This is a genomic window from Sphingomonas profundi (assembly GCF_009739515.1).
Taxonomy (GTDB): Bacteria; Pseudomonadota; Alphaproteobacteria; order Sphingomonadales; family Sphingomonadaceae; genus Alterirhizorhabdus; species Alterirhizorhabdus profundi.
The window spans coordinates 241,321-263,085 of record NZ_CP046535.1 but is presented as its reverse complement, the minus strand read 5'-3'; the positions used below and the strand labels follow the sequence as shown (position 1 = coordinate 263,085).

Here is a 21,765-nt window from a genome sequence, read left to right as displayed (position 1 = left end):
CAAGCGAGCTTGTCTTTGCCGGCCCCAAATGCTGGATGCGCCGCCGATGCCCGCCGCCCCGCCCGATCCGCCGCCGCGCCACCGCTCGTTCCCGCCGGTGACGGACGGGCGGACGCGGGTGCTGATTCTCGGCAGCCTGCCGGGCGTCGCCTCGCTGGCGGCGGGCCGCTATTATGCGCATCCGCAGAACCAGTTTTGGCGCCTGACCGGCGAGGCGATCGGGCGCGACCTGCCCGCGCTCGACTATGCCGGCCGGCTGGCCGCCCTGCGCGATGCCGGGATCGGCCTGTGGGACATGGTGGCCGAGGCGGCACGGCGCGGCAGCCTGGACAGCGCCATCCGCGACATCGCGCCCAACGACCTCGCCGGCCTGGTCGCGCGCCTGCCCGCGCTGCGCGCGATCGCGTTCAACGGCAGGACGGCGGCCGCTCTCGCGCTGCGGCAGATACCGGCCATGGCGACGCGCCATGCCACGATCATGCTGCCGTCGAGCAGCCCGGCCTACACGCTGGCGTTCGCCGCAAAGGCGGCCGAGTGGCGGAGGCTGCGTACCTTTTTGTGACGCATCGCCGATCCGGCGGCGAACCGTGCAAAATTTCATTGCGGTGCGGCAAAATGTAACCAAAGTCCGGCTTGACGGGAAACGGCGCAATCGTGGAGAGTCGCATCGCTATGAACATATCCCCCCTTCTGCTCCGCGCGGCTCCGCTCGCGCTCATCGCGCTCGCGGCCTGCAACAAGTCCGAGACGCCGGCCGCCAACGCCACGGAGGCGGCGGAGGCGAACACCGCCGCCCCGGCTCCGATCGAGCTGCCGCCGCCGCTGCTCGCCAGCCGCACGTTCCGCTGCAAGGACAACAGCGTCGTCTACATCGACTTCTACGGTGGCGAGAAGACGGCCGATCTGCGCGCCCAGAAGGACGGCCCCGTCACGAAGCTGACCGCCGAGGAGGCGGGCAAGCCGCTGACCGGCGAGGGCTACTCGGTTTCCGGCACCGGCACCCAGGTGATGATGACCCAGCCGGGCAAGCCGAGTCAGAGCTGCAAGGCCTGATCGCGCCGCGAACGCGCACCGCTTTCGATTTCCGGCCGGCGGGAGCGATCCCGCCGGCCTTTTCTTGTCCGGTCGGCGCTCCTTGAAGCATCGTTAACCACCAATTTACTTCGCACCTGCAACGAATCGGACTATGACGTCCGCATGGTCCGCCCGCGTCCGATCCGGCTCGTCGCCTTCGCCCTTGCGGCCGCGGTGACGGCTGTCGCCGTTCCGGCTGCCGCGATGGCCGCCGGCGATACCGCGCCGGCCGATCGCGCACCCGTCGCGGCGGCTCGCCACCGGCCCGCGACCACCGCGACCCGCATCCCGGAGCCGGACACGATCGCCCTCTTCCTGATGAGCTCGGCCGGCCTGGTGATCGGCCGCCGCCTCTCGCGCGTCCGCCGCCGCCGGCCGGACGCGTAGAGCCGCGCTTCGGCCACCGGGCGGAACACCCGCCGCGACCAGGCGCTTGGATGTACGCGCCCATGACGGCGCGACGCGGGTGGAGGCTAGACCATGGTAGACAATGTTCTGGGCATGCTGGTGGGCGTGGCGATCGACCGTTCGGACGGCGACTCGGGTGCCAAGGGCGCGATCATCGGTGCCGTGGCGGAGAGCACGCTCAAGGTGGCGCTGCCGCTGGCGATCACCTTCGCGATCGGCTGGGCCGTCCAATATGCGGCGCGGCAGGCGCTGCGGGCAGCGACCGGCGACCACGAGTCGGCCGGCCGCTGAGTTCGGCGCGCCGCATCCGCACGGCGCGGTCACGGCCGACAGACGACTGACAGACGGCTGACAAGCGCCGGCCCCTCGGCTATCGGCTGCCGCCATGAGCAGCACCCCCACCATCACGCCCGAGATCGTCGCCGAACATGGTCTCAGCCCGGAGGAATATGAGCGGGTGCTCCACGCCCTCGGCCGCGTGCCGAACCTGACGGAGCTCGGCATCTTCTCGGTCATGTGGTCCGAGCATTGCAGCTACAAATCGTCCCGCATCCACCTGAAGACGCTGCCGACCACCGGCGCCCGCGTGATCTGCGGCCCTGGCGAGAATGCCGGCGTCGTGGATATCGGCGACGGGCAGGCCGCCATCTTCAAGATGGAGAGCCACAACCATCCGAGCTATATCGAGCCCTATCAGGGTGCCGCGACCGGCGTCGGCGGCATATTGCGCGACGTGTTCACCATGGGCGCGCGGCCGATCGCCAACCTGAACGCGCTGCGCTTCGGTCGGCCCGATCACCCCAAGATGCGGCACCTGATCTCCGGCGTGGTGCGCGGCATAGGCGGCTACGGCAACTGCGTCGGCGTGCCCACGGTCGGCGGCGAGGTGAACTTCCACCCGGCCTATGACGGCAACATCCTGGTCAACGCGATGACGGTGGGCGTCGCCGACACGGACCGCATCTTCTACTCGGCCGCCTCCGGCATCGGCAATCCGATCGTCTATGTCGGCTCCAAGACCGGGCGGGACGGGATACACGGCGCGACGATGGCCTCGGCCGACTTCGGCGAGGATGCGGACGCCAAGCGCCCGACCGTGCAGGTGGGCGACCCCTTCACCGAGAAGCTGCTGATCGAGGCCTGCCTGGAGCTGATGGCCTCCGACGCGATCGTCGCCATTCAGGACATGGGCGCCGCCGGCCTCACCTCCTCCTCGGTCGAGATGGCGTCCAAGGGCGGCGTCGGCATCGAGCTGGTGATGGACGACGTGCCGCAGCGCGAGGTGGGCATGACGCCCTACGAGATGATGCTCTCCGAATCGCAAGAGCGCATGCTGATGGTGCTGAAGCCCGGGCGAGAGGCGTTCGCCGAGGCGATCTTCACCAAGTGGGAGCTGGATTTCGCCGTGATCGGCCGCGTGACCGATACCGGCCGGATGATCCTGACGTGGCGCGGCGAGACGGTGGCCGACATCCCGCTGGCGCCGCTGGCCGACGAGGCGCCGCTCTACGATCGCCCGCACGTGCCGACGCCGCCCCGGGCGCCTCTGGCAAACGTGCCGGCCGGCGGCGACGTGGCCGCCGAGCTGCTGCGCCTGATGGCATCGCCCGATATCGCCAGCCGCCGCTGGATCTGGGAACAATATGACCACATGGTCGGCGGCGATACCGTGCAGCGGCCCGGCGGCGACGCGGCGGTGGTGCGCGTCCACGGCACGCCCAAGGGGCTGGCGATGACGACCGACTGCACCCCGCGCTACTGCTTCGCCGATCCGGTGGAAGGCGGCCGGCAGGCGGTGACGGAGGCATGGCGCAACCTGACGGCGGTGGGGGCGACGCCGCTCGCCGTGACCAACTGCCTCAACTTCGCCAATCCGCAGCGGCCGGAGATCATGGGCCAGATCGTCGGCTGCCTGGAGGGCATGGCGCAAGCGTGCGTCGCGCTCGACTTCCCGATCGTGTCGGGCAACGTCTCGCTCTACAATGAGAGCAAGGCGACGGGCGGCGGCTCGGCCATCCTGCCGACGCCTGCGATCGGCGGCATCGGGCTCCTCGCCGACTGGACGCGGAGCGCGACGATCGCCTTCAAGGCGCCGGGCGAGACGATCGCGCTGCTCGGCGCGCCGGGCGGCGCCGGCCATCTCGGCCAGTCGCTGTGGCTGCGCGAGATCCACGGGCGCGAGGAAGGCCCGCCGCCGCCGGTCGATCTGGCCGCCGAGCGCGCGACCGGCGATGCGGTGCGCGCGCTGATCCACGGCGGATCGGTGAGCGCGGTGCACGACGTCTCGGACGGCGGCCTGCTGGTCGCGATCGCCGAGATGGCGCTGGCCGGCGGCATCGGCGCCGATCTCACCCTGCCGCTCGATGCCGGCGCGGCCTTCGGCGAGGATCAGGGCCGCTACCTCGTCACCCTGCCCGCCGGCGTGCCGCTGCCGCAGGGCGCCACCGCGATCGGCACCACCGGCGGCGATGCCGTGGCCGGCGTGCCGCTGGCGGCGCTGCGCACCGCGCACGAGGGCTTCTTCCCGGCCCTGATGGGGTGATCCCATGATCTCTCCCGGGCAGGGTCGGCGCCTGCCCGCGATCGACGCGATACGCGGCTTCGCCGTGCTCGGCATCCTGGTGATGAACATCGTGGCGATGGGCCTGCCGCCCTACGCCTATGTCGATCCGCATCATCACGGCGGCGCAGACGGCGCGAACCTGGCCGCCTGGGCGATCGCCTACGTGCTGGCGGACGGCAAGATGCGGGCGCTGTTCACGATGCTGTTCGGCGCATCGATGCTGATCGCGGCGGAGCGGGACGGCAATCGCGCGGCGCCGCATTTGGTGCGCATGGCGTGGCTGTTCCTGTTCGGCATGGTGCATGCCTGGGGCTTCTGGTTCGGCGACATCCTCGTCCAATATGCGGTGGCGGGGGCGATCCTGTCCGTGGCGCGGCGCTGGCCGGTGCGGGCGCTGCTGTTCGCCGCCGCCTGCTGCTTCGCCGTGATGCTGGCGGACGACATGCTGGCCTGGACGCAGCTTGGCGCGCTGAAGGCCGCCGCCGCGCTGCCCGACGCGCCGGACGGCGTGATCGACGCGTGGGCGCACATCCTGGCCGAAGCCTCGCCCCCGCCGGCACGGATCGCGCGGGAGATCGCGCTCTATCGCGGCGGCGTGGCCGACGTGTTCGCCGCCCGCGCGCCGACGACGTGGATGTTCCAGACGGTGCTGCTGCCGCTGACCCTGGCCGAGACGCTCGGCTATGCCGCGCTCGGCATGGCGCTGCACCGGCTCGGGTTCTTCGCCGGGCGATGGGCCGAGCCCGCCTATCGCGCCTGCGTGGGCGCCGGCGTCGCGGCGGCGATGCTGACGGTGCCGGTCGCCGCCATGCTCGTCGCCGCCCGCTTCGATCCGGCGACGATCCCGCTGGCGGACGCGCTCACCTTCCTGCTGCGGCCGTGGATCGCGCTCGCCTACGCCGCCGCGATCGTGCTGGCCGTCCGCTCAGGCCGGATGCGCGACGTGTTCGGCCGGCTCGCGGCGGCGGGGCGGATGGCGCTGAGCAACTATCTCGGCTCCACCCTGATCGCGACGACGCTGTTCTACGGCTACGGCTTCGGCCTGTACGCGCGGCTGGAGCGGGCCGAACTCTATTGCGTGGTCGCGGCGATCTGGCTCATCATCCTGGCATGGTCGCAGCCGTGGCTCGATCGATTCGCCTATGGGCCGGCAGAATGGCTCTGGCGCGCGCTCACCCGACGCACGCTCGCCATCGCGAAATGACGAAAGACTATTGCGACTGACTATCAGCAGCGATACCATCGCCGCGTAGCAGGAGAGTCGTTGATGGTCGTTTGCGTTTGCAATGCTATCCGCGAGAAGGATGTCCGGGCCGCCGCGCGCGCCGGGCACAGCAGCCCGTGCAGCGCCTATGCCTCGCTCGGCCGGCGTCCGCGCTGCGGCCAATGCGTCCCGTTCGCGCGCGAGATCATCGCGTCCGAGCACGCTACTGCCTGACGCTCGCAACTGCCGTTTGTGGCGGATTTCCGCGGTTTTTCGGGTGCTTTGAGGCGTTCGGCGCGTTATAGACGGCCATCCATCGACGGAGGCCATCATGAAGGGCGACGCCCAGGTTATCGACTATCTGAACACGGCGCTCAAGAACGAGCTGACCGCAATCAATCAATATTGGCTGCACTATCGCCTGCTCGACCACTGGGGCGTTGAGCATCTCGCCGAGTTCGAGCGTCACGAGTCCATCGACGAGATGAAGCATGCCGACTGGCTTTCGGCGCGCATCCTGTTCCTCGATGGCCTGCCCAATTTCCAACTGCTCGGCCGCTTGAAGATCGGCGAGAGCGTGGAGGAGGTGCTGCGCGCCGATCTGGCGCTGGAGCATGAGGCGATCCCCGTGCTGCGCGAGGGCATCGCCCACTGCGAGACGGTGCGCGACTATGTCAGCCGCGACCTGCTGCTCAAGATCCTCGACAATGAGGAGGAGCATGTCGACTATCTGGAGCGCCAGTTCGACATGATCGAGCGGATGGGCATCAACAACTACGTCCAGCTCCAGTCCAAGCCCGCCGAGAAGATGGACTGACGCTCCTCCATCGCCCCGGCGCGCGCCGGGGCGATGGACCGGGCACGCGCCGCCCGTCGCGTCACTGCTCGGGCTCCGGCTCCGGCTCTTCCGGCGGGGGCGCCTCCTGCGGCTCGGGCGGTGGCGGCGGTTCGTCGAAGCCCTCGATCGCCGCCTGCAGGTTGCGCGCCTGCTCTATCGCCTCGCGGGTGCCGGCGATCGCGTCGCCGATATCGTCGGGCAGCAGCGCCTCCAGCTCGGTGCGGTCTTCCGGCGGCGGCGCGGGGCGCTCGCGCGGCAGCGGCGCGCCTTCGGTCAGCCGTGCACCGCTCATGAAATCGTGCCACATCTGCGCCGGCAGGCCGCCTCCCGTCACCCGCGTCATCGGGCTGTTGTCGTCATTGCCCACCCAGATGCCGACGACGAGGTCGCCGGCGAAGCCGATGAACACCGCATCGCGATGGTCCTGCGTCGTGCCCGTCTTGCCGAAGGTGGCCACCCGCAGCGCGGCCGCCCGGCCGGTGCCGCGCGTCGCGGCGGCGTCCAGCAGGTCGAGCATCTCGGGCCACTCGCGCCGCCGGTCCAGCTGCTGCCGGGTGGACCATATCCGCTCCCGCCAGCCGGGTTCGGCCGCCGCCGGCAGGCCGCGCGGGCGCACCGGATAGCTGCCGCCGGCGATGCCGGCATAGGCCGCCGTCATCTCCAGCAGCGTCGCCGTCGAGGTGCCGAGCGCGAGGCTCGGATTGTGCGTGAGCGGCGAGGTGATGCCCAGCGATCGCGCGGTGGCGATCACCCGATCCCGCCCCACCGCTTCGGACAGGCGCACCGCCGCCACGTTGCTCGATCGGGCGAAGGCCTCGCGCAGCGGGATCGTGCCGCGATAGGTGCGCTCGTAATTCTCCGGCGACCAGTCGCCGATGGTCAGCGGCGTGTCCTCGATCGGGCTGTCCGGCGTGTAGCCCTGGCGCAATGCCGTAAGATAGACGAACGTCTTGAAGGCGGATCCGGGCTGGCGCAGCGCCTGCGTCGCCCGGTTGAACGGGCTCTTGCCGTAGTTCCGCCCGCCGACCATCGCCACCACCCGCCCGTCGGGCCGCATCGCCACCAGCGCCGCCTGGGTGGCGTGCATCCGCGCGCCGGTGCGATCCAGCCAGCGGGCCAGCACCTGCTCCGCCCGTTTCTGCATGCCGGCGTCCAGCGTGGTGGCGACGCGGACCTCGCCATAGTCCGCCGCCGCCGCGTCGCGCGCCTGGCCGGCCACCCAGTCGACGAAATAGCCGCCGGAGGGCAGCTCCCGCCCGCCGCGCCGCACCCGCGCCGGCGCCACGGCCGCGCGATACGCGGGGATGACGCCATTCTCCGCCATGGCCGCCAGCACCAGCCGCGATCGTGCCTGCGCCGCCGCCAGCGCCTTCGTCGGCGCAAGGCGCGATGGCGCCTTCACCAGCCCCGCCAGCATCGCCGCCTGCGCGATCGAGAGCCGCTCCGGCTCCACGTTGAAATAGTGGCGGGCGGCGGCGCGCAGGCCGTAGACGCCGTCGCCGAAGTAGATGCTGGAGAGATAGCGCGAGAGGATCTCGTCCTTCGTCAGCCACGCCTCCAGCCAGAAGGCGATCAGCACCTCCTGCGCCTTGCGCCCGAAATTCTGGTCGGCCGAGAGGAAGGCCGTCTTGGCGAGCTGCTGGGTGATCGTGCTGCCGCCCTGCACCACGCCGCCGGCGAGCAGGTTGGTCCACGCCGCGCGGGCGATGCCGCGCGGGTCAATCCCCCAGTGGCCGTAGAAGCGCCGGTCCTCGATCGCCACGAAGGCGCCGCCCACATAGGGCGGCAGGGCGGAGGCGACGACCGGCCGCTCCTTGATCGATCCGCGCCGGGCGATCGCCACGCCATCGGCGCTCACCAGCAGCAGGGTGGGCGTCGGCAGCGGCTCCAGCGCGCGGGAGAGCGGCGCCGTCAGCGCCAGCCAGAGGAACAGGATCAGAGCGATGCCGATCGGGATGGCCAGCCGGGGCCGCCGCCACGGCGGCCGGCGGGCGGGCGGCGGGGGCGCACTTTCCCCAGCGCCCCCGGCGGCAGTCGGCAGTTCCTGTTCGATCACGCCCGCCGCCACTCCGTCATGCCATGCCCCTTCCATATCGAAGCGCGGATGAACGGAGGCAAGCCGCGCCGGGCGGGCGGCCTCCGCGGGATTGTATCGCCCGCCGGGCACGCTAGAGCCGGAGCGGGCATTGGCTATCGGAAGGTCCGCATACGCATGGCGTCAGGATTGGTCGCGCTGCTTGACGACATCGCCGGCATCGCCAAGCTCGCGGCGGCATCGCTGGACGACGTGACGGCGGCGGCCGGTAAGGCGGGCGTCAAGGCCGCCGGCGTGGTGGTGGACGATACGGCGGTGACGCCGGGCTACGTCACCGGCCTGTCGCCGGAGCGGGAGCTGCCGATCATCTGGCGCATCGCGCTCGGCTCGCTGCGTAACAAGCTGCTGTTCCTGCTGCCGGGCGCGCTGCTGCTGAGCGCCTTCGCCCCCTGGGCGGTCACGCCGCTGCTGATGATCGGCGGCAGCTACCTGTGCTTCGAAGGCGCGGAGAAGCTGATCGAGGCGATCACCGGCGACACCCACGGCGCCGAGGACGATCCGGCGCTGGCGGGCGATCCCGCGGCGCTGGAACAGGCGAAGATCGCCAGCGCCATCCGCACCGACTTCATCCTCTCGGGCGAGATCATGGCGATCGCGCTGGCGGACGTGGCCGATCGGTCGCTCACCGTGCAGGCGCTGGCGCTGGCGGTGGTCGGCATCGGCATCACGGTCGCGGTCTACGGCGTGGTCGCGCTGATCGTGAAGATGGACGATATCGGCCTGCGCCTGGCACGGCGCGGCAGCCATGCGCGGCAGGCGATCGGGCGCGGGCTGGTGCGGGCGATGCCGGTGCTGATGCGCTGGCTGGGCGCGATCGGCACGGCGGCGATGCTGTGGGTGGGCGGCGGCATCATCGTCCACGGGCTCGAACATTTCCACCTGACGCCGATCCCGCAGTGGATCCACCAGGCGTCGCTGGCCGCCGCCGGCGCGCTGCCCGGCGTGGCGGGTGCCGTGGAGTGGATCGTCTTCGCGCTCTGCTCCGGCATCCTCGGCGCGATCCTGGGCGGGCTGATCGCCCTCCTCGTCCACGCGGTGCAGAGCCGCCGCGGCCGCGCCACGGCGGCGGCGCCACATTAGGATGGGCGGCGGCGCCGCTTGTGCCTATGGCGTCGCGCGACGGGATCGGGCCGGGCGTAGAGGGCGATAGCGGCATATGGCGGCGGTGACGGGTGTCGACAGGGGATCGGAGCTGCGGGCCGCGCTGGAGCGGTGCCGCAGCGCGATCGTCGGCGTCGCCCTGATGAGCGCGGTGCTCAACATCCTGCTGCTCGGCGGCTCGATGTACATGATGCTGGTCTACGACATGGTGCTGCCCAGCCGCAGCGTACCGACGCTGATCGGGCTGCTCGTCATGGTGGCGGTGGTCTACGTGTTCCAGGCGCTGATCGAGATGATCCGCGGGCGCATGCTGGTGGGCATCGCCGCCGCGCTGGACGGGCGGATGCGCGGCCGCATCCACGATATCGTCCAGCGGCTCAGCCTGCGCCGCGCGGTGCCGGGGGACGGCCTGCAGCCGATCCACGATCTCGATCAGATCCGCAACTTCCTGGCCGGCAACGGGCCGGGCGCGCTGATCGACCTGCCGTGGATGTTCTTCTTCATCGCCATCCTGTTCCTGTTCCATCCGTGGCTGGGCGTCACGGCGCTGGCAGGCGGCCTCGTCCTCGTCGCGCTCACCTTCGCCACCGATCGGGTGAGCCGCGCGCCGATGCGCTACAATACGGCGATCTCCTCGGCGCGCAGCGCGCTGGCCAACGCGGCGCGGCGCAACGCGGACGTGATCCACGCGCTGGGCATGCGCCGCCGCGTGGCGGCCGGGTGGGAGGATGTGAGCCGCCACCAGCTCGGCTCGCAGGAGAAGCTGAACCAGGCCACCGGCACGCTGGGCAGCGCCAGCAAGATCTTCCGCCAGTTCCTCCAATCCTCCGTCCTCACCGTCGGCGCGCTGCTGGTGATCGACGGCAAGGCGTCCGGCGGCGTCATCTTCGCCGGCTCCTTCCTCACCGCCCGCGCGCTGGCGCCGGTGGAGCTGGCGATCGCCAACTGGCGCGGCTTCGTCGCCGCGCGGCAGGGCTGGGCGCGGCTGACGCAGCTGCTCCAGTCGATGCCGCCCGAGGCCGCCGTCACCCCCCTGCCCGCGCCGGGCGCGAGCGTGGAGATTGAGCATCTGACCCTGGTGCCGCCGGGCGCCGAGCAGGCGAGCGTGGTGGACGTCACCTTCCGCATGGAAGCGGGCGAGGCGGTGGGGGTGATCGGCCCGAGCGCCTCCGGCAAATCCTCGCTGGTGCGCGGCATCGTGGGCGTGTGGACGCCGGCGCGCGGCACCGTGCGGATCGACGGCGCCGCGCTCGACCAGTGGGATTCCGATGCGCTCGGCGCCCATATCGGCTACCTGCCCCAGTCCGTCTCGCTGATGGAGGGCACGGTCGCGCAGAACATCGCCCGGTTCGATCCGGAGGCGGCGCCCGAGGCGATCATCGCCGCCGCCCGCAGCGCCGGCGTGCACGACCTGATCCTGCACCTGAAAGACGGCTACGAGACGCAGGTCGGCCCCGCCGGGCAGACGCTCTCCGCCGGGCAGCAGCAGCGCGTGGCGCTGGCCCGCGCGCTCTTCGGCGCGCCGTTCCTCGTGGTGCTGGACGAGCCGAACTCGAACCTGGACGCGGAGGGTGAGGCGGCGCTGGCAGAGGCGATCCGTGGTGTGCGGGCGCGCAAGGGGATAGTGATCCTCGTCGCGCACCGCCCGGCGGCGCTGGCCGTGGTCGACAAGGTGCTGGTGATGCGCGAGGGCCGCCTGCGCGCCTTCGGCCCGCGCGACGAGGTGCTGAAGCAGGTGCTCGGCCAGCAGGGCAAGATCCGCACCGCCGCCCCCCCGATGCAGGACGCCTGACATGGTCTACCAGCTGCCCGGCGCCGTGCTCGCCGGCGACGACCACCGCGACATCGTCGATGCGGATCCGGAGAGGTCGCTCCGCCGCAGCATGCGCGCGGGCATGATCGTCGTCGCGGTGCTCGTGTTTGGCCTGTTCGGCCTCGCCTCGATCGTGCAGGTGGCCGGCGCGGTGATCGGCTACGGCGAGGTCACGGTCGAATCCAAGGTCAAGAAGATCGGCCATCCCACCGGCGGCGTGATCGCCGAGGTGTATGTGCGTGACGGCGATCGGGTGAAGGCGGGCCAGCCGCTGATGCGCCTCGATTCCACCGTCACCAGCGTGAACGCCGAGGTGACGGGCGAGAGCCTGGACCAGCTGCTGGCCGACAAGGCCCGCCTCACCGCCGAGCGGGACGGCGCGGGCGCGATCGCCTTTCCGCGCGATCTGCTGGCGCGCGGCGATCCCTCCGCCCGCGCCGCCGTGGCCGAGGCGCGGCGGCTGTTCGCGCTGAAGCGCGGCTCCGTCACCGGCCAGCGCGCCCAGCTGGTCGAGCGGGTGAAGCAGCTGGAGCAGCAGATCGAGAGCTATCGCGTGCAGATCGCCGCCGGGCAGGAGCAGATGCGCCTGATCGGGCCGGAGCGGGAGAGCGTGCGAGAGCTGTGGAACAAGCAGCTCGTCACCACCAGCCGGCTGAACCAGCTGGAACGCACCGCCGTCGACCTGAAGGGCACCGCCGCATCGCTGCAGGCGAACATCGCCCAGACGCGGGCGCGCATCACCGAGACGCGCCAGCAGATGATCCAGCTCGATCAGGATGCCCGCACCAGCGCCGGCGCCGAACTGGCCGAGGTGACGCGCAAGCTGGCCGAGCAGCAGGTCAACACGGTGAATGCCGGCGACGTCTACGGGCGCAGCACGATCCGCGCACCCTATGCCGGGGTGGTCGACAAGCTGGCCTACACCACGGTCGGCGGGGTGGTGCCGGCGGGCGCCACCATCGTCGAGATCGTGCCCGATACCGACCGGCTGACGGTGGAGGCCAAGATCAGCCCCGGCGACATCGACCAGCTGAGCCCCGGCCAGCCGGCGGTGCTGCGCTTCTCCGCCTTCAGCGCCCCGACCACGCCGGAGCTGAACGGCACCGTCGCCCGCATCGCGCCGGAGCGGACGATGGACGAACGGACCGGCAGCAGCTTCTACATCGTCCGCGTGGACGTGAGCGCCGGGGAGCTGAAGCGGCTCGGCGGGCTGAAGCTGGTGCCCGGCATGCCGGTGGAGGCCTTCATCCAGACCGGGCGGCGCTCTCTGATGTCCTACGTCACCAAGCCGCTGCGCGATCAGCTGCGGCGATCCTTCCGCGAGGGCTGATGCCGCGCCGACGGGCAGAAGGGCCGCGGCTGGCGGCGGCGTGGGCCGTGCTCGCGGCCGTGGCAGCGATCGGCCCCGCCGCGCGGGCCGAGACGCTGGCCGATGCGATCGCCACCGCCTACCGCACCAACCCGCAGCTGCAGGCGCAGCGCGCCGGCGTGCGCGCGGTGGACGAGCAGCTGGTGCAGGCGAAGTCGGGCTACGGCCCCACCCTCACCGCCCGCGTCGGCCGCAACTATTCCAGCGAGACGAACTATCTGCCCAACGGCCGCAATCGGGCGAGCGCGACGGCCAACAGCTATACCGGCACGGTCGACCAGCCGCTGTTCACCTCCGGCCGGCTCAGCGGCGGCGTGCGCGTGGCCCACGCCAACATCGATACCGCGCGCGAGACCCTGCGGCAGACGGAGGCGAACGTGCTCACCGCCGTCATCACCGCCTATGTCGCCGTGCGGCGGGATCGGCAGCTGCTGGGCATCGCGCAGGAGAATCTCGCGCTGCTCTCGCGCCAGCGCGAGGATACGGATGCGCGGCTGCGGGGGCGCGAGGCGACCGCCACCGATTTCTCGCAGACCGAGGTGCGGGTGAACTTCGCCCTCGCCCGGGTGAAGGAGGCGACGGCGGCGCTGGAGGTGAGCCGCGGCCAGTATCTGCTCGCGGTAGGCGCGCTGCCGGGCGATCTGGCGCCGGAGCCGCCGCTGGCCGGCATGCCCCTCTCGCTCGACCAGGCCTATGGCGTGGCGGACGAGAACAACCCCTCGCTGCTGGCCGCTATGGCACGCGAGCATGCATCGCGCGCCGCGATCGGCACGGCGCGGGCGGAGTTCGGCCCGGTCGTGTCGCTGCAGGCGTCCGGCGGGCGCGATACCGTCACCCAGTTCATCGACAGCCGGCGCGACTTCTTCGTCGGCGGCGTGGTGGCGACGGTGCCGGTGTTCAACTCCGGCCTCACCTCCTCCCGCGTGCGGGAGGCGCAGAAGCGCAACGATCAGGACTGGTATCTCGTCGATCAGACGCGCCGCGAGGTGCGCCAGGCGATCGCCCAGTCGTGGGATCAGATGATCGGCGCGCGCGGCACGATCGCCGATTATCGCAACGCCGTGGTCAGCGCCGAGGCCGCCTACGCCGGCGCGCGCGAGCAGGAGCGCGCGGGCGTGCGCACCACGCTGGACGTGCTGGATCAGACGCGCGACCTGCTGGATGCGCGCACCGCCTTGGCGCAGGCGCTCGCCAACGAATATCTCACGCGAGCGAACCTGCTCGCCAGCATGGGCGTGCTGGAGGCGCCGCGGCTGGTGGAGGCCGTGGTGCCCTACGATCCGCAGCGCAACCTGCGCCGCGTGCGGGATGTGCTGATCCCGCCCTACCAGCCGCTGCTGCACGCGGCCGACGCGGCGTTGCAGAGCCCGGTGCGCGATCGGCGCCCACGCGATCCGGCGGCCGGCACGCTGAAACCCGGCAGCGGGCCGATGCCCCCGGCGCCCGCCGTGCAGACGATACCTTGAGGAAAGCGCGCGCGGGGCGTCGACGCGGTCAGGCGGTGGCGGTCAGCAGCACCACGCCGGCGCAGATGGTGAGCACGCCGGCGATCCGCAGCGCCGTCAGCGGCTCGCCGAGCACCGCTACGCCGAGGCCTGCGGCCAGCACGTAGCCGAGCGACGCGAGCGGATAGGCGACGCTAACCGGCAGCCGCGCCAGCACCAGCAGCCAGAGGGCGAAGCTGGCGCCGAAGGCGGTCACGCCGCCCCAGAAACCGGCGTCGCCGGCCAGCCGCAGGCCCATCGTCACCGGGGTCAGCGTGCCCGCACGCGTCACCGCCGCCTTCAGCAGCAGTTGCGCCAGCGCGTTGCAGCACACGCTGAACAGCACGAGGACGAAGGCGAGCGGGGTCATCGCCGGATCAGTAGGCCGCCGCGACCCACAGGATCGCGATGGCCGCGGCATGGCCCCAGCTCACCCCGTCCTTCAGGGCGAAGATCACCGGATCGTCGTGCAGGTTGCCGCGCTGCGCGCGCGACCAGATGCGCATCAGCCACGACGCCAGCACCACCGGCATCACGAACAGCGGCCCGGTGCGCACGTAGAGGCCGGTCAGGCTCGCCTCGAACTGCATGTAGAGCAGCATCACCAAAGTGGAGGCCACGCCCGCGCCCACGCCGATCGCGGCGGTGATCGGCGCGTCGCCGGGCTCATAGTCGCGCCCCGGCAGGGCGCGGCCCGTGCGTGCGGCGCGGATCACCTCGGCATGCCGCTTGGCCATGGCCAGCCCGGTGAACAGCATCATCGTGAACGAGGTGAGCCAGAGCGAGATCGGCTGGTCCAGCACCGCCATGCCGGCCAGGATACGCAGCGAGAACAGGCCGCCGATCACCAGCACGTCCACCAGCGGCTCCCGCTTCAGCCGGAACGAGTAGAGCAGCGTCAGCCCGACATAGCCCGCCAGATAGAGGCCGAAGCCGGCGTGGAGCGCGAAGGCGAGGCCCAGCCCCGCCGCCATCAGCGCCGCCGCCGCCGCCAGCCCGTCCAGCGGCGAGAGGCGGCCGGCGGCGAAGGCGCGGTGGCGCTTGGTGGCATGGACGCGATCGGCAGCCAGATCCGCCAGATCGTTGACGATATAGGTGGCCGAGGCGACGAGGCCGAACAGCAGGAAGGCGGCCAGCGCCGTCAGCGCCGCGCGCGGATTGCCGATCTGCTGCGACAGAGCGAGCGGCGCCAGCAGGATCGCGTTCTTCGGCCACTGGTGCAACCGCAGCGCGCTTACCCACGCGCGCGGCCCGCCGCCCGGCCGGGCCAGCACCGCCGCCGGCACGATCCCCTCGCGGCCGATCCGCGCGACGAAGTCCGGCCGCCGCGAGACGATCAGGCGCTCCTCGGCCGCCGCCCACACCGGCACGTCCGATCGGCTGTCGCCGATATAGGCATAGGGGCCGGCGATCGCGGCGGCGATGCGGGCGGCCTTGCGCGCACCCTTCACATTGTCGTCGCCGGCGGTGCCGATCACCCGATCGAACAGGCCGAGATGGGCGGCGACGCCCGCCGCGATGCTCTCATGCGCCGCGGTGACGAGGTGGACCTCGCCGCCCGCCGTGCGCCGGTCGCGGATCAGCGCCAGTATCTCCTCGTCATAGGGCAGGCTCGCGCAATCGAGCCGCGCCGCGCGCGCCACCGCCGCCTTGAACGCGGCCCGCCCGGCCGGCAGCGCCGCCAGCACGGCGAACAGCCGGAACGGCGCGTGGAAGAGGATCCAGACGATGCTCTCGACCAGCGTATCGGTGCGCACAAGCGTATGATCGAGATCGACGACGAGCGGGCGTGGCGGTGCCGCGCGTAGCCGCTCGCTGGCCCGTACCTCCCGCAGATCGCTCGCCGCCACTCCGTTCCCCCGATCGCCGGCCATACCCTGCCGCTTCGCGGCGGCGACGGCAAAGGCCAAGTCGCAGCCGCCGCCGGCGGGCTTATGGATGACGATCCCTTAACGGGCGGTAAGGCGCAGCGGCGGTCGTACCGGCGGACGATCGGAGAAACGGAACCGTGAATACCGGGCGAGGAGCCGTCGCCCAGCACCGCGCCGCCCGCACTGTGTGCCGACCGTCGACCGGATCGCCGCAGCGCACTTCGTCAGGGATGGCGAGGGCATGATCGGCAACCCCGCGCTGCTTGCGCTGGCGATGCCGTGCAACTAAGGCGAACCCGCTCGGGGAGTGGCGCAGGCTGGTAGCGCACCTGGTTTGGGACCAGGGGGTCGCAGGTTCGAATCCTGTCTCCCCGACCACGCGACGCAGGCGGCGCCTCTCGCCTCAGTCCGGCGTCCGCGCGCAGTCCGCATTACCCGCGCCGCAGGGGCCGGCCAGCAGTTCCGCCACCGGATCGATCAGCGCCTCGGGGATGCGGCGGGCGATGACGGGCATCGTCGCGTGGCTCTTGCGCGCGTCGACCACCGCCTCCTCGCCGCGCCACCGGCGCAGCCGCTGCGCGATATAGGCGGCGCGCTGGCCGGTCAGGATCGGATAGGGCCGGCCGGGCGCGTGGCAGCTGATGCAGGCGGGCAGCTGCCGCTGCGGCAGGCCGCGCTCCACGATGGCGCGGGCCGCCGGCGATCCGCCGGACTGCGCCGTGCCCAGGCCCGGCATCGCCGCGAACAGGCCGGCCAGGCTCCGCATGTCGGCATCGGAGAGGGCGGCGGCGGCATTGCCCATCACCGCACTGTGGCGCGTGCCGGCGGCATAGGCCTTCAGCGCGGCGAGCAGATAGGCCGGCCGCTGCCCGCCGAGGATCGGAATGTCCGCCTGTCCGCGCCCGCGCCCGTCGCCGCCGTGGCAGGTCGTGCAGCCGGCGCGCGGGCCGGCCAGGGCGCGATAGGCGGCCGGGCTCATCGCCGGCAGCCGGCGGACGAAGGCGACCATGCGGCGCACCTCGTCCGGCCGGTCGGGCGCGCCCCAGGCGGGCATGCCGGTGAACTTCACGCCGTGGGCGATGATGCGGAACAGCTCGGCGTCGCTCCACTCGCGCGCGGTGACGGTGAGGTCGGGCGCCGGCGGCGTCGCCGCCTGCATCACCGGCGAGGGTCGGCGGCCCGGCGCGCCGTGGCAGACCGCGCAGGAGGTGTCGTAGAGGCCGGCGGCGCTGACGAGGCCGGCGGCATCGGCCGGCTCGGCCGGCGCGGTGAAGGCGGCATAGGTGCGCACCGAGTTGCGCATCGTCCAGTGCAGGAACCAGTCCGTCACCGCCCAGTGGCCGGACGAGGCGGCGACGTTGAACACGCCGGACCAGGCGAACAGCAGCCCCGCCACCGCCAGTCCCAGCAAGGCGGTGGCGGCGCGCGCCCAGGTGAGGCGGATCGTCATGCGCGCACGCCGGGCTTCGTGCGCAGCAGATCGGCCAGCATCGCCAGCCCGCCGACGAAGTAGCTCGCCGCCCCCACCATCAGCATCACCACGCCGCCGATCTGCTGATCCTGCAGGCCGTGATGGTGCGCGTAGAGCGGCCGGGGGGCGAGGCCGATCAGCGCACCCAGCAAGGTCATGTGCATCGAGGTGAGCAGCAGCGCGCCGATGCCCGCCGCCCGCCGATCCGGCCCCGCGCCCAGCACCGCCGCCCACAGCAGCACGCCTGCCGCGACGAAGCAGGCCTGCTCCGCCACCAGCCACGGCCAGCCGCCGTCCGCCAGCGCGCGCAGGGCCGGCAGGTGCCAGCTCCACACGGTGACGAGTTCCACCAGCATCATCGCCATCGGCGTCACCAGCCGCGGCCAGCGTCGGGCGGGATCGGCCGCCGTGCCGCCGATCCCCCAGGCGATCAGCGGCGCGGCGACGGCCACGGCGATCATGTGGCCGGCCATGTGGCCCGTCATTCCGCCGGCGGCGGCCGCCGCCCAGCCCGCCGGCAGCAGCGCCGCGCCCGCGATCAGGGCGGCGCGCCTCACCGGCAGTCCGTAAGGAAGATCACCGGCACCGCGGTGAAGACCACGCCGATGGCGCTCAGCGCGGCGAGCAGTTCGGTCGCGCGGGCCAGGAAGCGCAGGCGGTCGATCTCGGTGCCGGCGTCGTGCGGCGGGGCGTCGCCCTCCAGCCGCGCCTGCACATAGGCGATCCAGCCGGCCGCGGCGATGATCGCCAAGGCCGCCACGGTGCCGGCCGCGAACACGGTGGGGAAGCGGGCGAACCGGCCGATCTTCGCGCAGTTCAGCGCCGCCCACAGATAGGAGAACAGGAAGTGCGCCGCCCATGTCGCCGGCGGCACGATAAGCGTCCACAGGGTCGCGCGCAGGCCCGCGATCCGATCCCGCAGCCGCCGCCTCATGCCGCCGCCTCTGGGAACAGGCCGATCGTGGCGTAGGCGACCAGCGCGGTGAGCGCGAGGAAGTGCATGTAGACGGTGATGTTGCGCAGATCGGCATCATATACGGGCGTCATTCGGCCGGCCAGGCTGCGGGCCAGCGCATAGCTCTGGCAGATCGCGCCGATGCCGGCATGCGCCGCCGTCCAGATCGCCAGCGTCCACACGATCGCGGGGTAGACGTGGCGCGCCGGATCGAGCCCGGTGGTCCACGGCCCGGCGAGGCCGGCGGCGAGGCTGGCGAGCGTGGCGGCGATAGCCAGCGCCAGCAGCGCCCGCGCCGCGCCGATCCACCCGGCCGCATGCACCTGCCGCGCCGCCACCGTGGCGCCCCAGCCGACGAGGGTGAGGGCGAGCGCCGCCATCGGCCACAGCATGCCCGGCCCGGCCGCGTCCGGCGGCGGGAAATCGGGGTGGATCGTCCAGTAGAAATAATAGCCGAAGACCAGGCCGGAAAAGGCCGTGGCGTCCGCCATCATCGTGATGAACATCGCCCACCAGCCGCCGGCCGCCGGGCCGGATAGGTAGAGCGGCACGACCAGACCGTGGCCGATCGCCTTGCACGGCTTCTCCGGTATCTCGGCCGTGCCCGTCCACAGCCAGGTCAGCACGCAGGCGAGCGTCGCCACCGCACCCGCCAGCGCCGTGGCGTAGAGATGGAAGGTCGTGAGGATGAACACGCTGCCCAGCGCGACCGCCGTGAGCATCGGGATCACGCTGGGCGTGCCGAGCCGCAGCACCTGGATCGGCCGCGCATCCAGCACGGAGGTGACGATCGTCTCGCGCCGCCCCTCCTCGGCGTCGGGCAGGAAGAAGCGGCCCTCGTCCACCTTCGCCACGAAGTCCCGCTGGTCCCAGATGGGATAGCGGCTCTCGATCAGCGGCACGGAGCGGATGCCCCAATTCTCGTCGTCCGGGTGGGACAGCCATTCCAGCGTGCCGGCGTTCCACGGGTTGCGCGGGGCCTTGGCGCGGCGTGGCGAGAGCGCCAGATCGATCACGATCAGCAGCACGCCAAAAGCGGACAGATACGCGCCGATCGTGGAGGCGAGGTTCAGCCCGCCGATCCCGAGTTCCGCCGGATAGGTGAACACGCGGCGCGGCATGCCGGCCAGGCCGGAGAGGTGCATCGGGAAGAAGGCCAGGTTGGCGCCGGCGAACAGGATCCAGAAGGCGGCGCGGCCGATCCTGTCCGACAGCGTCTTTCCCGTCACCAGCGGCCAGTAGTAATAGAGGCCGCCGAACAGCGGCAGCAAGGTGCCGCCGATCAGCACATAATGGAGGTGGGCGACGACGAAATAGGTGTCGTGCGCCTGCCAGTCGAACGGGGCGATCGCCACCATCACGCCGGTGAGCCCGCCGATGGTGAAGATCGCGATCGATCCCACGGCGTAGAGCAGCGGCGTGGACCAGATCACCCGCCCCGCCCACAGGGTGGCGATGAAGGCGAACACCTGGATGCCGGTGGGGATCGCCACCACCTCAGACGCGGCCGAGAAGAAGGCGAGGCTGATCTTGGGCAGTCCCGTGGCGAACATGTGGTGCACCCACAGGCCGAAGCTGAGGAAGGCCGTGCCCACCGCCGCCAGCACGATCCACGGATAGCCGAGCAGGTGGCGCTGGGCGAAGGTGGGGATCAGCATCGCGAACAGCGCGATCGAGGGCAGGAAGACGATGTAGACTTCCGGATGGCCGAAGATCCAGAACAGGTGCTGCCACAGCAGCGGATCGCCGCCCCGCGCCGCATCGAAGAAGGGCCAGCCCAGCAGCCGCTCCATCTCGAACAGGATGTCGCCGGCGATCAGCGGCGGGAAGGCGAACAGGATCATCACCGCGACCACCAATATGTACCAGGCGTAGAGCGGCATCAGGTTCAGCCGCATGCCCGGCGGGCGGCACTTCAGCACGCCCACGATCAGCTCCACCGCCGCCGCCACCGACGATACCTCGATGAAGCTGAGGCCCAGCATCCAGATGTCCGCCCCCAGCCCCGACAGGTCGGTGCGGGTGGTGAGCGGCGGGTACATGAACCAGCCGCCATCGGGCGCGGCGTTGAAGAAGATCGATCCGCCGACGAAGACGCCGCCGATCAGGAAGCTCCAGTAGCCGAAGGCCGATAGGCGCGGGAACGGCAGATCCCGCGCGCCGAGCAGCTGCGGCAGCAGGATGATCGAGACCGCCTCGAACATCGGCACCGCGAACAGGAACATCATCATCGAGCCGTGCAGCGTGAACAGCTGGTTGAACGTGCCGGCCGAGACGAGATCGTTCTCCGGCACCGCCAGCTGCGCCCGCATCACCAGCGCCAGCACGCCGGCGAACAGCATGAAGGCGAACGCCGTCAGGGTGTACCACACGCCCACGCGATTGTTGTTCACGTCGGTCCACCGCAGGAACAGCCCCTTAGGCGGCTGCCACGCCGCGCGTAGCCGCTCCTCCTGCGCGCGGCGCAGCGCGGGATCGTCCTGGGCGCTCATCGCAGGCCCTGCAGGTAGCGGGCGATGGCGGTCGCATGGTCCTGCGGCATCGCGTCGAACGCCGGCATCCGAACGCCGGGCTTGGTCGCCTCGGGATGGCGGATGAAGTTGGCGACGTTGGCCGTCGTCATCGGCAGCACGCCGGCCGCCAGGGTCGATCGGGCGCCGAAACGGGTGAGGTCCGGCCCGATCGCGCCGGTCTCCCCGGTGCCGCGGATCGCGTGGCAGCCGCCGCAGCCGTAGCGCCGGAACAGGGCGTCGCCGTGCGCCGCCGGCCCGGCCTCTGCGGCGAGCCACGCGTCGAACGCGGCCGGCGGCATCGCGACGACGTCGAAGGCCATCAGCGCGTGGGAAAGCCCGCAGAGCTCGGTGCAGACTCCGCGATACCGCCCGGCCCTGGTGGCGCGGACCACCAGCATGTTCGTCCGGCCCGGGATCATGTCCATCTTGCCCGCCAGCCCGGGGATCCAGAAGCTGTGGATCACGTCGCCCGCCGCAAGGTGCAGCGCCACGGTGCGGCCGACCGGCAGGCGCACCTCGTTGGCGCTGGCGATCGGCGCTGCCCCGGCCCGCCGATAGCCGACGCGCCACCAGAATTGCTCACCCGTCACGTCGATGCGCAGGTCGGCCGCCGTCATCGCGATCGGCCGCATCATCGGCAGCGACGCCACCAGCAGCGCCAGCAGCAGCACCGTCGGCACCACCCCGCCCAGCCACAGGATCAGCCGCATGCCCTGCGCGTGGCTCAGCCGCTCGGCGGGCGCGCGGATCGCGTGGCGGATCAGCAGGGTCATCGCCGCCGCGATCGCCACCGCGGCGATCAGCAGCACGATCGTCAGCGCCCGCGTGGCCGCCGCCTCCTCGCCGAACGGCGCGAGCGCGGACTGATGGCGATTGCACCCCGCAAGCGTGACGGCGAGAAACAGCGGCCTGTACGATCGTGCGAAGATGATGGTCCCCTCGGGCGGCGGTCGGCCCGCGATAACAATGCGGCGCCGCCGTCGTCCACCCCGCCTACCTGCCGCTG

At 71.6% G+C, this 21,765-nt stretch carries 20 protein-coding genes and 1 tRNA gene; 13 read left to right on the top strand and 8 right to left on the bottom strand.

The window, feature by feature from the left end; genetic code table 11:
• Positions 1–28: 28 nt before the first annotated feature.
• The 8 genes from GNT64_RS01195 (at position 29) to bfr (ending at position 6,066) form a co-directional block, all read left to right on the top strand.
• Positions 29–562, top strand: coding sequence for a DNA-deoxyinosine glycosylase (locus GNT64_RS01195; RefSeq protein ID WP_156677866.1), 534 nt, complete (start codon positions 29–31; stop codon positions 560–562).
• Between the two features lie 110 nt (positions 563–672).
• Complete coding sequence (locus GNT64_RS01190) at positions 673–1,053, top strand: hypothetical protein (protein ID WP_156677865.1); 381 nt, start codon at positions 673–675, stop codon at positions 1,051–1,053.
• Positions 1,054–1,197: 144 nt separating this feature from the next.
• Positions 1,198–1,461, top strand: a complete 264-nt coding sequence (locus GNT64_RS01185) for a hypothetical protein (protein ID WP_156677864.1) — start codon at positions 1,198–1,200, stop codon at positions 1,459–1,461.
• A gap of 93 nt (positions 1,462–1,554) precedes the next feature.
• Positions 1,555–1,773 carry a hypothetical protein gene (locus GNT64_RS01180; protein ID WP_156677863.1) on the top strand — a complete coding sequence of 73 codons (219 nt, stop codon included), beginning with the start codon at positions 1,555–1,557 and terminating at the stop codon, positions 1,771–1,773.
• A gap of 94 nt (positions 1,774–1,867) precedes the next feature.
• The gene (gene purL / locus GNT64_RS01175; RefSeq protein ID WP_156677862.1) at positions 1,868–4,024 is read left to right on the top strand and encodes a phosphoribosylformylglycinamidine synthase subunit PurL; all 2,157 of its coding nucleotides are present in this window, start codon (positions 1,868–1,870) and stop codon (positions 4,022–4,024) included.
• Between the two features lie 4 nt (positions 4,025–4,028).
• The gene (locus GNT64_RS01170) at positions 4,029–5,249 is read left to right on the top strand and encodes a DUF418 domain-containing protein (protein ID WP_156677861.1); all 1,221 of its coding nucleotides are present in this window, start codon (positions 4,029–4,031) and stop codon (positions 5,247–5,249) included.
• A gap of 63 nt (positions 5,250–5,312) precedes the next feature.
• Complete coding sequence (locus tag GNT64_RS01165) at positions 5,313–5,483, top strand: (2Fe-2S)-binding protein (protein ID WP_156677860.1); 171 nt, start codon at positions 5,313–5,315, stop codon at positions 5,481–5,483.
• A gap of 97 nt (positions 5,484–5,580) precedes the next feature.
• A complete protein-coding gene (gene bfr, locus GNT64_RS01160; RefSeq protein WP_156677859.1) occupies positions 5,581–6,066 on the top strand; it encodes a bacterioferritin in 486 nt (161 codons plus the stop codon).
• A 61-nt stretch (positions 6,067–6,127) separates the two neighbouring features.
• Here bfr and GNT64_RS01155 read toward each other — a convergent pair whose 3' ends face one another.
• Complete coding sequence (locus tag GNT64_RS01155) at positions 6,128–8,143, bottom strand: transglycosylase domain-containing protein (RefSeq protein WP_231639173.1); 2,016 nt, start codon at positions 8,141–8,143, stop codon at positions 6,128–6,130.
• Between the two features lie 156 nt (positions 8,144–8,299).
• Between GNT64_RS01155 and GNT64_RS01150 the strand changes: the two genes are divergently transcribed.
• The 4 genes from GNT64_RS01150 to GNT64_RS01135 all read left to right on the top strand — a co-directional run bounded on the left by GNT64_RS01150 (position 8,300) and on the right by GNT64_RS01135 (position 13,931).
• The gene (locus GNT64_RS01150) at positions 8,300–9,262 is read left to right on the top strand and encodes a DUF808 domain-containing protein (RefSeq protein WP_156677857.1); all 963 of its coding nucleotides are present in this window, start codon (positions 8,300–8,302) and stop codon (positions 9,260–9,262) included.
• Positions 9,263–9,338: 76 nt separating this feature from the next.
• Positions 9,339–11,075, top strand: coding sequence for a type I secretion system permease/ATPase (locus GNT64_RS01145; RefSeq protein WP_197277220.1), 1,737 nt, complete (start codon positions 9,339–9,341; stop codon positions 11,073–11,075).
• Position 11,076: 1 nt separating this feature from the next.
• Positions 11,077–12,426 (top strand): HlyD family type I secretion periplasmic adaptor subunit, encoded by a 1,350-nt coding sequence (locus GNT64_RS01140; RefSeq protein ID WP_231639172.1) that lies wholly within the window; start codon positions 11,077–11,079, stop codon positions 12,424–12,426.
• Positions 12,426–13,931, top strand: coding sequence for a TolC family outer membrane protein (locus GNT64_RS01135; RefSeq protein ID WP_156677856.1), 1,506 nt, complete (start codon positions 12,426–12,428; stop codon positions 13,929–13,931). The genes GNT64_RS01140 and GNT64_RS01135 overlap by 1 nt, the downstream gene beginning before the upstream one ends.
• A gap of 28 nt (positions 13,932–13,959) precedes the next feature.
• Here GNT64_RS01135 and GNT64_RS01130 read toward each other — a convergent pair whose 3' ends face one another.
• Entirely contained in the window at positions 13,960–14,319 is a 360-nt protein-coding gene (locus tag GNT64_RS01130; RefSeq protein ID WP_197277219.1) for a DMT family transporter, read from the bottom strand.
• Between the two features lie 7 nt (positions 14,320–14,326).
• Entirely contained in the window at positions 14,327–15,859 is a 1,533-nt protein-coding gene (locus tag GNT64_RS01125; RefSeq protein ID WP_156677854.1) for a UbiA family prenyltransferase, read from the bottom strand.
• A 262-nt stretch (positions 15,860–16,121) separates the two neighbouring features.
• Here GNT64_RS01125 and GNT64_RS01120 point away from each other — a divergent pair.
• Positions 16,122–16,198: transfer RNA gene (locus GNT64_RS01120), tRNA-Pro, on the top strand.
• Positions 16,199–16,223: 25 nt separating this feature from the next.
• On the opposite strand, the gene GNT64_RS01115 is transcribed toward GNT64_RS01120, so the two are convergent.
• Genes GNT64_RS01115 through GNT64_RS01095 form a run of 5 tightly spaced genes read right to left on the bottom strand, consistent with a single transcriptional unit; the run spans position 16,224 to position 21,568 of the window.
• Positions 16,224–17,270, bottom strand: a complete 1,047-nt coding sequence (locus tag GNT64_RS01115; RefSeq protein ID WP_156677853.1) for a c-type cytochrome — start codon at positions 17,268–17,270, stop codon at positions 16,224–16,226.
• Positions 17,267–17,848, bottom strand: a complete 582-nt coding sequence (locus GNT64_RS01110) for a cytochrome c oxidase assembly protein (protein WP_156677852.1) — start codon at positions 17,846–17,848, stop codon at positions 17,267–17,269. Before GNT64_RS01110 ends, GNT64_RS01115 begins: the two co-directional genes overlap by 4 nt.
• Complete coding sequence (locus GNT64_RS01105) at positions 17,845–18,225, bottom strand: hypothetical protein (protein WP_156677851.1); 381 nt, start codon at positions 18,223–18,225, stop codon at positions 17,845–17,847. Before GNT64_RS01105 ends, GNT64_RS01110 begins: the two co-directional genes overlap by 4 nt.
• Complete coding sequence (ctaD, locus tag GNT64_RS01100) at positions 18,222–20,738, bottom strand: cytochrome c oxidase subunit I (RefSeq protein WP_156677850.1); 2,517 nt, start codon at positions 20,736–20,738, stop codon at positions 18,222–18,224. The genes GNT64_RS01105 and ctaD overlap by 4 nt, the downstream gene beginning before the upstream one ends.
• Positions 20,735–21,568 (bottom strand): c-type cytochrome, encoded by an 834-nt coding sequence (locus GNT64_RS01095; RefSeq protein WP_231639171.1) that lies wholly within the window; start codon positions 21,566–21,568, stop codon positions 20,735–20,737. The genes ctaD and GNT64_RS01095 overlap by 4 nt, the downstream gene beginning before the upstream one ends.
• Positions 21,569–21,765 lie beyond the last annotated feature (197 nt).

Excerpts from the sequence above, each read along its gene's own strand:
- GNT64_RS01195 (WP_156677866.1), top strand. The coding sequence starts at position 29 with ATGCTGGATGCGCCGCCGATGCCCGCCGCCCCGCCCGATCCGCCGCCG.
- GNT64_RS01190 (WP_156677865.1), top strand. The coding sequence starts at position 673 with ATGAACATATCCCCCCTTCTGCTCCGCGCGGCTCCGCTCGCGCTCATC.
- GNT64_RS01185 (WP_156677864.1), top strand. The coding sequence starts at position 1,198 with ATGGTCCGCCCGCGTCCGATCCGGCTCGTCGCCTTCGCCCTTGCGGCC.
- GNT64_RS01180 (WP_156677863.1), top strand. The coding sequence starts at position 1,555 with ATGGTAGACAATGTTCTGGGCATGCTGGTGGGCGTGGCGATCGACCGT.
- purL (WP_156677862.1), top strand. The coding sequence starts at position 1,868 with ATGAGCAGCACCCCCACCATCACGCCCGAGATCGTCGCCGAACATGGT.
- GNT64_RS01170 (WP_156677861.1), top strand. The coding sequence starts at position 4,029 with ATGATCTCTCCCGGGCAGGGTCGGCGCCTGCCCGCGATCGACGCGATA.
- GNT64_RS01165 (WP_156677860.1), top strand. The coding sequence starts at position 5,313 with ATGGTCGTTTGCGTTTGCAATGCTATCCGCGAGAAGGATGTCCGGGCC.
- bfr (WP_156677859.1), top strand. The coding sequence starts at position 5,581 with ATGAAGGGCGACGCCCAGGTTATCGACTATCTGAACACGGCGCTCAAG.
- GNT64_RS01150 (WP_156677857.1), top strand. The coding sequence starts at position 8,300 with ATGGCGTCAGGATTGGTCGCGCTGCTTGACGACATCGCCGGCATCGCC.
- GNT64_RS01145 (WP_197277220.1), top strand. The coding sequence starts at position 9,339 with ATGGCGGCGGTGACGGGTGTCGACAGGGGATCGGAGCTGCGGGCCGCG.
- GNT64_RS01140 (WP_231639172.1), top strand. The coding sequence starts at position 11,077 with ATGGTCTACCAGCTGCCCGGCGCCGTGCTCGCCGGCGACGACCACCGC.
- GNT64_RS01135 (WP_156677856.1), top strand. The coding sequence starts at position 12,426 with ATGCCGCGCCGACGGGCAGAAGGGCCGCGGCTGGCGGCGGCGTGGGCC.
- GNT64_RS01130 (WP_197277219.1), bottom strand. The coding sequence starts at position 14,319 with ATGACCCCGCTCGCCTTCGTCCTCGTGCTGTTCAGCGTGTGCTGCAAC.
- GNT64_RS01115 (WP_156677853.1), bottom strand. The coding sequence starts at position 17,270 with ATGACGATCCGCCTCACCTGGGCGCGCGCCGCCACCGCCTTGCTGGGA.
- GNT64_RS01105 (WP_156677851.1), bottom strand. The coding sequence starts at position 18,225 with ATGAGGCGGCGGCTGCGGGATCGGATCGCGGGCCTGCGCGCGACCCTG.
- ctaD (WP_156677850.1), bottom strand. The coding sequence starts at position 20,738 with ATGAGCGCCCAGGACGATCCCGCGCTGCGCCGCGCGCAGGAGGAGCGG.